The organism is Vulcaniibacterium thermophilum, assembly GCF_007923255.1.
Lineage (GTDB): Bacteria > Pseudomonadota > Gammaproteobacteria > Xanthomonadales > Xanthomonadaceae > Lysobacter_F > Lysobacter_F thermophilum.
Window position 1 is genome coordinate 1 of sequence record NZ_VOHJ01000061.1, and the last position, 7,447, is coordinate 7,447.

9 protein-coding genes are annotated in these 7,447 nt (G+C 71.7%); 6 read left to right on the forward strand and 3 right to left on the reverse strand.

Annotation, left to right across the window (positions count from 1 at the left end; all coding sequences use genetic code 11):
• Positions 1-128 precede the first annotated feature (128 nt).
• Together FQY64_RS14300 and FQY64_RS14305 are read right to left on the reverse strand one after the other, a co-directional pair.
• Positions 129-536: a VOC family protein gene (locus tag FQY64_RS14300; protein WP_146475368.1), complete on the reverse strand. Its 408-nt coding sequence runs from the start codon at positions 534-536 to the stop codon at positions 129-131.
• 9 nt (positions 537-545) lie between these two features.
• On the reverse strand, positions 546-968 hold the full coding sequence (locus tag FQY64_RS14305; RefSeq protein WP_146475370.1) for a YciI family protein: 423 nt from the start codon (positions 966-968) through the stop codon (positions 546-548).
• Positions 969-1,117: 149 nt separating this feature from the next.
• Between FQY64_RS14305 and FQY64_RS14310 the strand changes: the two genes are divergently transcribed.
• The 4 genes from FQY64_RS14310 to FQY64_RS14325 all read left to right on the forward strand — a co-directional run bounded on the left by FQY64_RS14310 (position 1,118) and on the right by FQY64_RS14325 (position 3,786).
• Complete coding sequence (locus FQY64_RS14310) at positions 1,118-1,330, forward strand: CPXCG motif-containing cysteine-rich protein (protein WP_146475372.1); 213 nt, start codon at positions 1,118-1,120, stop codon at positions 1,328-1,330.
• 43 nt (positions 1,331-1,373) lie between these two features.
• Positions 1,374-2,294, forward strand: a complete 921-nt coding sequence (gene gnd, locus FQY64_RS14315) for a phosphogluconate dehydrogenase (NAD(+)-dependent, decarboxylating) (RefSeq protein WP_146475374.1) — start codon at positions 1,374-1,376, stop codon at positions 2,292-2,294.
• A gap of 102 nt (positions 2,295-2,396) precedes the next feature.
• On the forward strand, positions 2,397-3,236 hold the full coding sequence (locus tag FQY64_RS14320) for an MBL fold metallo-hydrolase (protein ID WP_146475376.1): 840 nt from the start codon (positions 2,397-2,399) through the stop codon (positions 3,234-3,236).
• Positions 3,237-3,378: 142 nt separating this feature from the next.
• Positions 3,379-3,786 (forward strand): EF-hand domain-containing protein, encoded by a 408-nt coding sequence (locus FQY64_RS14325; protein ID WP_186761040.1) that lies wholly within the window; start codon positions 3,379-3,381, stop codon positions 3,784-3,786.
• 104 nt (positions 3,787-3,890) lie between these two features.
• On the opposite strand, the gene FQY64_RS14330 is transcribed toward FQY64_RS14325, so the two are convergent.
• Positions 3,891-5,915 carry a YadA-like family protein gene (locus FQY64_RS14330; protein ID WP_186761042.1) on the reverse strand — a complete coding sequence of 675 codons (2,025 nt, stop codon included), beginning with the start codon at positions 5,913-5,915 and terminating at the stop codon, positions 3,891-3,893.
• A 247-nt stretch (positions 5,916-6,162) separates the two neighbouring features.
• Here FQY64_RS14330 and FQY64_RS14335 point away from each other — a divergent pair, with 247 nt between their 5' ends.
• Positions 6,163-6,762 carry a hypothetical protein gene (locus tag FQY64_RS14335; protein WP_146475382.1) on the forward strand — a complete coding sequence of 200 codons (600 nt, stop codon included), beginning with the start codon at positions 6,163-6,165 and terminating at the stop codon, positions 6,760-6,762.
• A gap of 16 nt (positions 6,763-6,778) precedes the next feature.
• Positions 6,779-7,447: phospholipase effector Tle1 domain-containing protein (locus FQY64_RS14340; protein ID WP_186761044.1), on the forward strand; the 669-nt coding region annotated here is incomplete at its 3' end.

Consider the following 7,447-nt stretch of genomic DNA (forward strand, 5'->3'; position numbering starts at 1 on the left):
CGCCGGCGCCGGTGCGCTCCGGCGGCTCGCGGCCGCCGTCGTCCGGCGCGGCCGGGGCGGGCGCGGCGTCCGCCGCCGCGTCCCGCTCGATGGCCCGTCTCAGCAGCAGGAACAGGACCGACACCGGCTCACGGCGCCCGCGTGCAGTTGACCATCCACGGCGTGCCGAAGCGGTCCGTGCCGCAGCCGAACCCGGCCGACCAGAACGTCGGCGCGAACGGCATCTCGACGCGGCCGCCGTCCATCAGCGCCTCGAACACGCGCCGCGCCCGGTCGGGGTCGTCGATCTGCAGCGCCACGTACAGGCCCTGCATCGGCCGGAAGCGCTCTTTCGGGCAGTCCGAGCCCATCAGCCGCACCGCGTCCGCCGACAGCGACGCATGGATCACCGCATCGCGCGGCATCGCCATGCCGTCGCAGCCCGGCGATTCGCCGAAGGTCTGAAGGAAGTCGATGCGGCCGCCGAGCACCTCGGCGTAGAACGCGAAGGCCTCGCGGCAGCGGCCGTCGAAGTTGAGATAGGGGCAGGCGTCCATCGCACCGCCTCAGCCGGCCGCGGTCTGCGCGCGCAGCCGCTCTTCCTGCGCCCGCAGTTCGGGCGTGAGCGCTTCGCCGAAATCGTCCATCTCGAACACCGGGCGGATCTCCACCTCGCACGGCTCCGCGTGCGGATTGGGGCAGCGGCGCGCCCATTCGATCGCCTCGTCCATCGAGCGCACCTGCCACAGCCAGAAGCCGCACACGAGTTCCTTGGTCTCCGCGAACGGGCCGTCGATCACCGTCCGGCGCGCGCCCTCGTAGCGCACGCGCACGCCCCTGGAGCTGGGATGCAGCCCTTCCCCGGCCAGCAGCACGCCGGCCTTGGCCAGCTCCTCGTTGAAGCGGCCCATCGCCTCCAGCAGGGCGGTATCGGGCATCACCCCGGCCTCCGACTCGGGGCTGGCCTTCACGATCACCATCACACGCATGTCCGTTTCCTCCATCGGCGCGGACGGCCGATCCGTCCGCATTCGTGGGCACGACGAACGGGTGCGCCGGATTTCGACATCCGCGTTCGCGATTCCTCACCGCCGGCTGCGGCATGCTTGGGGCCGGTCCCCCACCGGAGGTGCTGGCGATGCTCGTGGACGACGACGATTCCGGCCTGCTGCCCAGCTTCGAGATCGTCTGCCCGCACTGCGGCGAACGGATCACGGTGTTCGTCGACGACAGCGCGGGCGCGCAGCGGTATGTCGAGGACTGCAGCGTCTGCTGCCGGCCGATCGAGCTGGAGGTGACGCTGGATGCCGACGGCGAGCTCGCGGTCGCCGCCCGTGCCGAGAACGACTGAGCGCGGCGACCTGCGGCATGCCGCCCGACGAGGAGGAGCGACGATGGAGCTGGGCATGATCGGCCTGGGCCGGATGGGTGCGGCGATGGCCGAACGGCTGGCGCGCGGCGGACACCGCGTGCTCGGCTTCGACCCGCTGCCGAGCGCGCGCGAGGCGGCCGCGACGCGCGGCGTGGAGGCCGTGGACGCGCTGCCCGCGCTGACCGCGGCCCTGGCGGCGCCGCGCACGCTGTGGCTGATGGTGCCGGCGGCGGCGGTGGACGCGACGATCGAGGCGCTGCTGCCGCACCTGGCCCCGGGCGACCGCGTGATCGACGGCGGCAACAGCCATTACCGCGACAGCCAGCGCCGGGCGCAGGCGCTGGCCGCGCGCGGGCTCCGCTTCGTCGACGTCGGCACCAGCGGCGGCGTCTGGGGCCTGCGCGAGGGCTACTGCCTGATGGCCGGGGGCGAGGCCGACGACATCGCCGCGATCCGCCCGCTGCTGCAGACGCTGGCGCCCGCGCCCGACCGCGGCTGGGCGCACGTCGGCCCGATCGGCGCCGGCCACTTCGTGAAGATGGTCCACAACGGCATCGAGTACGGCCTGATGCAGGCCTACGCCGAAGGCTTCGCCCTGCTGCAGCGCAAGGAGGCGCTGGTGCCCGATCTGGCGCAGGTGGCCGAGCTGTGGCGCCACGGCAGCGTGGTGCGCTCGTGGCTGCTGGACCTGACCGCCGGAGCGCTCGAGGCCAACCCGGCGCTGGACGGCATCGCGCCCTACGTCGAGGACTCGGGCGAAGGCCGCTGGACGCTCGCCGAGGCGATCGAGGCCGATCTGTCCACGCCGGTGATCGCGCTGTCGCTGCTGCAGCGCCTGCGCTCGCGCGAAACCGATCCGTTCGGCGAGAAGCTGCTGGCGGCGATGCGCGCCGCGTTCGGCGGCCACCCGATCCGGCCGGCGGGCGGATCCGGCGCGCGCTGACGCAGCCTTTGCCGCCGCCTGCAACTTCGTCCGGCGCCGGCCACCACCGCCGCCGGCGACGCACGCCCGCACGGGTGGCACGCTTCTCGCGAGGCGCCCGGCATGCGCATCCACCACCTCAACTGCGGAACCCTCTGCCCGCTGGGCGGGCGCTTGATCGACGGCCGGCCGGGCGTGCTGCGCGGCGCCAGCCTGGTCTGCCACTGCCTGCTGATCGAGACCGAGGCCGGGCTGGTGCTGGTGGACACCGGACTGGGGCGCAAGGACGTCGAAGAGCCCTACCCACGCCTCAGCCGCGCGATGACCTCGCTGCTGCGCCCGCGGCGGCGGATGGCGGAGACCGCATGGGCGCAGGTGCGCGCGCTCGGCTACGCCGACACCGACGTCCGCCACATCCTGCTCACGCATCTGGATTTCGACCACGCCGGCGGCATCGAGGATTTCCCACACGCGAAAGTGCACGTCTACGCGGAGGAACTGAACGCCGCCACGCACGCGCGCGGCTGGGTGGCGCATCGCCGCTACCGCCCGCTGCAGTGGAACCGCGCGGTGCAATGGAAGACCTACACCGCGCACGGCGAGGCGTGGTACGGCTTCCGCTGCGTGCGCCAGCTCGACGGGCTGCCGCCCGAGATCCTGCTGGTGCCGCTGGTGGGCCACACGCTCGGCCATTGCGGAGTGGCGGTGCGCGATGCCGCCGGCCGCTGGCTGCTGCTGGCCGGCGACGCCTACTTCGACCGCCGCGAGATCCCGCGCGACGGCGGCGCGCCCCGCTGCGCGCCGGGCCTGCGCCTGTACCAGCGGATGATGGACACCGACCGCAACGCCCGCAGGCTCAACCAGGAGCGCCTGCGCGAGCTGGCCCGGCAGCATCCGGCCGAGGTGCGCATCGTCTGTTCCCACGACGCCCAGGAATTCGCGCAGGCGACCGCCGGGCACTGAACGTCCTCGCGCCGTCGGAAAGCGCGATGCCCGGCCAGCGGATGAACCCGGCCGTGGATCTCACCGGGCTTCGACGCCCGCCTCGGCAAGGTCCGCCGCTCGCCCGTTCCCCCGCGGGCGCATGCAACCGAGGAGACGATCCATGAAGACCCGTTCCATCCTGACGCTCGCCATCGCCGCGACGCTCGCCACCCCGATCGCCTTCGCGCAGAGCGGCTCCACCGGCACCAGCGACACGCTCGGCAGCCAGCAGGGCACGACCGCGCAGCAGCAGGGCCAGAGCACCGAGCAGCAGGACAGCTCGATGCGCAACGACCGCGCCCAGACGCAGGGCGCCTCGCAGGCGGCGACGCATTCGATGGCCGCTTCGCGCGCCGTGTGGGCCACGCTCGACACCGACGGCGACGGCCGCATCAGCCGCACCGAAGGCGAGGTCGACGCCGGCTTCAAGAGCAACTTCGACATGATGGACGCCGACAAGGACGGCTTTGTCAGCGACACCGAGTACCGCACGCACGCCAAGCCCGACAAGTCGCGCCACGACAAATGACCCTCGAACGGCACATCCTGAGCGTCCGGGCGGCCGTGCGCCGCCCGTGACCTTGCGTACCGAGGACAGCGGGGCCGGTTTCCGGTCCCGCTGTCGCGATCGGCTCAGGGCGTGTCGATGCCGAAGCCCACGCCGGCCGATTTTTCCGAGCTGGAGAATGCCGCGCCGATGCTCAGCGTCACGTTCGTGCCGAGGCGGCGGCCGTAGCCGACCGAGAGCGCCGATTCGCCATCCTGCCAACCCGCGCCGACCGCGAGGCGGCCACGTCCCGGCTGCGCGTAGGCGATGTTCCCGGACATCTGCATCATCGCCGAGGACATCGCGCCCTGCCGGCTGATGCGGCGGTCCTGCTGGGTGAAGCGGTCCTCGATCTGGCCACGGAAGGCATCGAACGCGAGCGTCAGGTTCGCCACCCGCTGGTCGGTGTAGGCCGTGGCCTGCTGCAGCGTCTGCGCGGCCCGCTGGTCGGTGTAACCGTTGGCCTGCTGCAACGTCTGCGCGGAGCGCTGGTCGGTGTAGCCATTGGCCTGTTGCAAGGTCTGCGCGGCGCGCTGGTCGGTATAGCCGTGGGCGCTGGCGAGGGTCTCGGCGGCGCGCTGGTCGGTGTAGCCGTTGGCGTTGGCGAGGGTTTCGGCGGCGCGCTGGTCGGTGTAGCCGTTGGCGCTGGTCAGGGTCTGCGTATCGCCCGCCTGCATCTGGCCGAGATTGACCGCGTCGGTGCTCTGGATGCCGTCGGCGAGGTTGCCGATGCGGGTGCCGTTGGTGCCCTGCAGGTCGATCCGCGAACGATCGGGCGTGGAGTAGAACAGCGCCGCGCCCTGCAGCGTGTCGATCTGCGCCTGCAGCCCGGTCAGGCGGCCGTCGACGGCCGCGAACGCGCTGGCGACGTCGCTGTAGGCGCTGCCCTGGATCACGTACTGCGGGGCGACGAACGCACCGCCCGCGAACGAGCCGCCGAGCGCGCTGCCCACCTGCGAGAGCTGGAACAGGTTGACCGCGTCGGTGGCTTGCGTGCCGGAGGCCACGTTGACGACCTGGCGTTCGGCGCCCGAGGCACCCACCGACACCGTGTTGGCGCGGTCGGCCACCGAGCTGGTGCCGAGCGCGACGCTGTCGGCGACCAAGGCCCGGCTGCCGGCGCCGAGGGCGAGCGCCCGGCTGTCCTGCGCGCGCGCACCGGCGCCAAGCGCGGTCGAATGGGTGCCGGTGGCGTAGGTCACTTCGTCGGCTCCCATCGAGCCGTCGCCATCGCGGTCGTACCAGCCGCCGATCGCCACGCTGTCGTCGGCGCTGGCGACCGTGGCGCGGCCGATCGCCGTGCTGCGCGCACCGCTGGCGCTGTTGCCCATGCCGACCGCGGTCGCTTCAGTACCGCTGGCCGTGTTGCTCATGCCCAGCGCGGTCGAGAACGTGCCCGAAGCGGTGTTCTGGTTGCCGAACGCCTGCGAGTACAGGCCGGAGGCGGTGTTGGCGAAGCCGACCGCGCTGGCGCCGTCGCGGGTGGCGAGGTTGGCGCTGCCCAGCGCGGTGGCGCCCGCGGCCGTCGCCTGTGCACCGGCACCGAACGCCGCCGCATACCGGCCGGTCACCGAGGTGAACTCATCGGCCTCGATCCAGCCGTTGCCGTTGCGGTCATACCAGCCGCCGACCGCGAGGCTGTCGTCGGCACCGGCGCGCGCGCCCCGGCCGATGGCGGTACTGCGCATGCCGGAAGCCGTGGTGCCCATCCCGATCGCGGTGGACTCCTCGCCGCTGGCCGTATTGCCGATGCCGAGGGCGGTCGCGGTCACGCCGGAGGCGGTGTTGTAGTAGCCGAACGCCTGCGCGTAGGCGCCGGAGGCGGTGTTGGCCAGACCGACCGCGCTCGCGCCGTACTGCGAGCTGACGTTGAAGAGGCCGACGGCAGTGGCACTGGACGCGGACGCATTGTTGTTGTTGCCCACCGCGGTGGCATTGCTGCCGTCGGCCGAATTGTTGTGGCCGCAGGCCACGGCACCGGTGCCGGTGGCGGTGCCGGCGCCGGTGGTGCCGTCGTCGAGCTGGCAGGACTCGCCGGCCAACGCCGGCGAGGCGGCACCCAGGGCTGCGGCGATCGCGGCCGATGCGATGCGAACAGAAACCTTGCGCACAGGAATCTCCCCCATGTGATCGCCCGCCGTCCCAAGGGCGGGGTCGCGCAAGGTAATATTTTGTGACGAAGTTCACAACTTTTCGCGGGGCCGGCGCCGGTGCCCTCAGCGCACCGCGGCGGTGCTGGCGTCGTAAGGCAGGGGCTCGGCGCCCACCGCGCGCGCCGCGCGATCGGCCGCCGCCGCCGTTGCGTGCTTGTCCGCCGCCTGCGTAGCATGCGCTCACCGATCGCCAAGGACGACCGCGATGACCGCTTCCCGCCGGAGCCGCTACGGCTCCGCCCTGATGGCCGTCTCCCTCGCACTGACAGGATGTTCCGCCGCCATGAGCAGCACCGCCGCGACCAGCCCCACCGCGCACGAGCCGGACGATGGCGTCGAGTGGCCGTTGAAGTTCAAGGCGCATTACTTCGGCGCGCACTGCTTCAACACGCAGAGCTGCCGAATCCTGTATCGCGGCTTCCCGCACGGCAGCGACGAACCCAGTCCGTCCGTCGAGTCCTACGGCCGCCCGCTCGAAAAGCTGCTATCGGCCGGACGCGGCCCGATCCCGAATTTCCCGCCGCCCGCCAAGGTGAGCTGGCGCGCGAAGGACGGCACGCCGCTGGAGGCGGAGGTGGACATCGGGGAGATCTTCAGGGACGAACTGATCCGCCACAACGTCGCGCGCGAGGACGCCACGCCCAACGCGACGTCCGGCGCGCCCGGCATCATCCTCGAGGTCAACGACCGCACGATCAACGTGTACATGCGGGCCACGATCTGGACCAAAGCCCCGCAAATCCCGGGCAATCCCTATAGTCATGGCCGCAGCGACCTGATCAAGGTCTTCAGCCGCACGTATTGAGCACGGACGCCAGAACATGGGCACCATCGGAAGGCCCCCGGGCGGCGACGCCTATCCCGCCGATCGGGACGATCTGGACAGCTATCGTCGCGCTCACGCCGCGCTGGAGCAGCTTCGCGTGCCGGTGCTCGTGCGCAGCGACAACCCGCACGAGCGCCTGTTCGTCGCCGCGCTCGACGGCACCGGCAACAGCCTGTACGACGACAAGCCCGAGAACTGGAGCGCGGTCGCCAGGATTTTCTGGCAGATCGAAACGACGCGGCCAGCGAACATCGCAGCCGGCTATGTCGAAGGCACGTTCACCCAGAACGGCGTGTTGCGAACGCCCGAACGGCTCTGGGACGGGCGCTTCGCCCACACCTTCAACGAGCGGGTCGAGACGGCGTACTACCAGCTTTGCGAGCAAGCGTGGGAGTGGCTCAAGCAAGATCCGAACGCCCAGATCCGCGTGGTCGGCCTCGGCTTCAGTCGCGGTTCGGAAGAAGCCGCGGCGCTGCTGCGGATGATCGAGGAGCGCGGCATTCGCGATCCGACGGACGCCAGGGTCCTAAGGGACAGCGAAGGCCTCATCACCCGCATCGAATACGCCGACCGCCCGCCGCTGGTGCCGCCGGGGAAGACCCTGCAGGCCGCCCTGCTGTTCGATCCGGTCGCCACCGGCGCCGAGGACCACGACCGCCGGTTG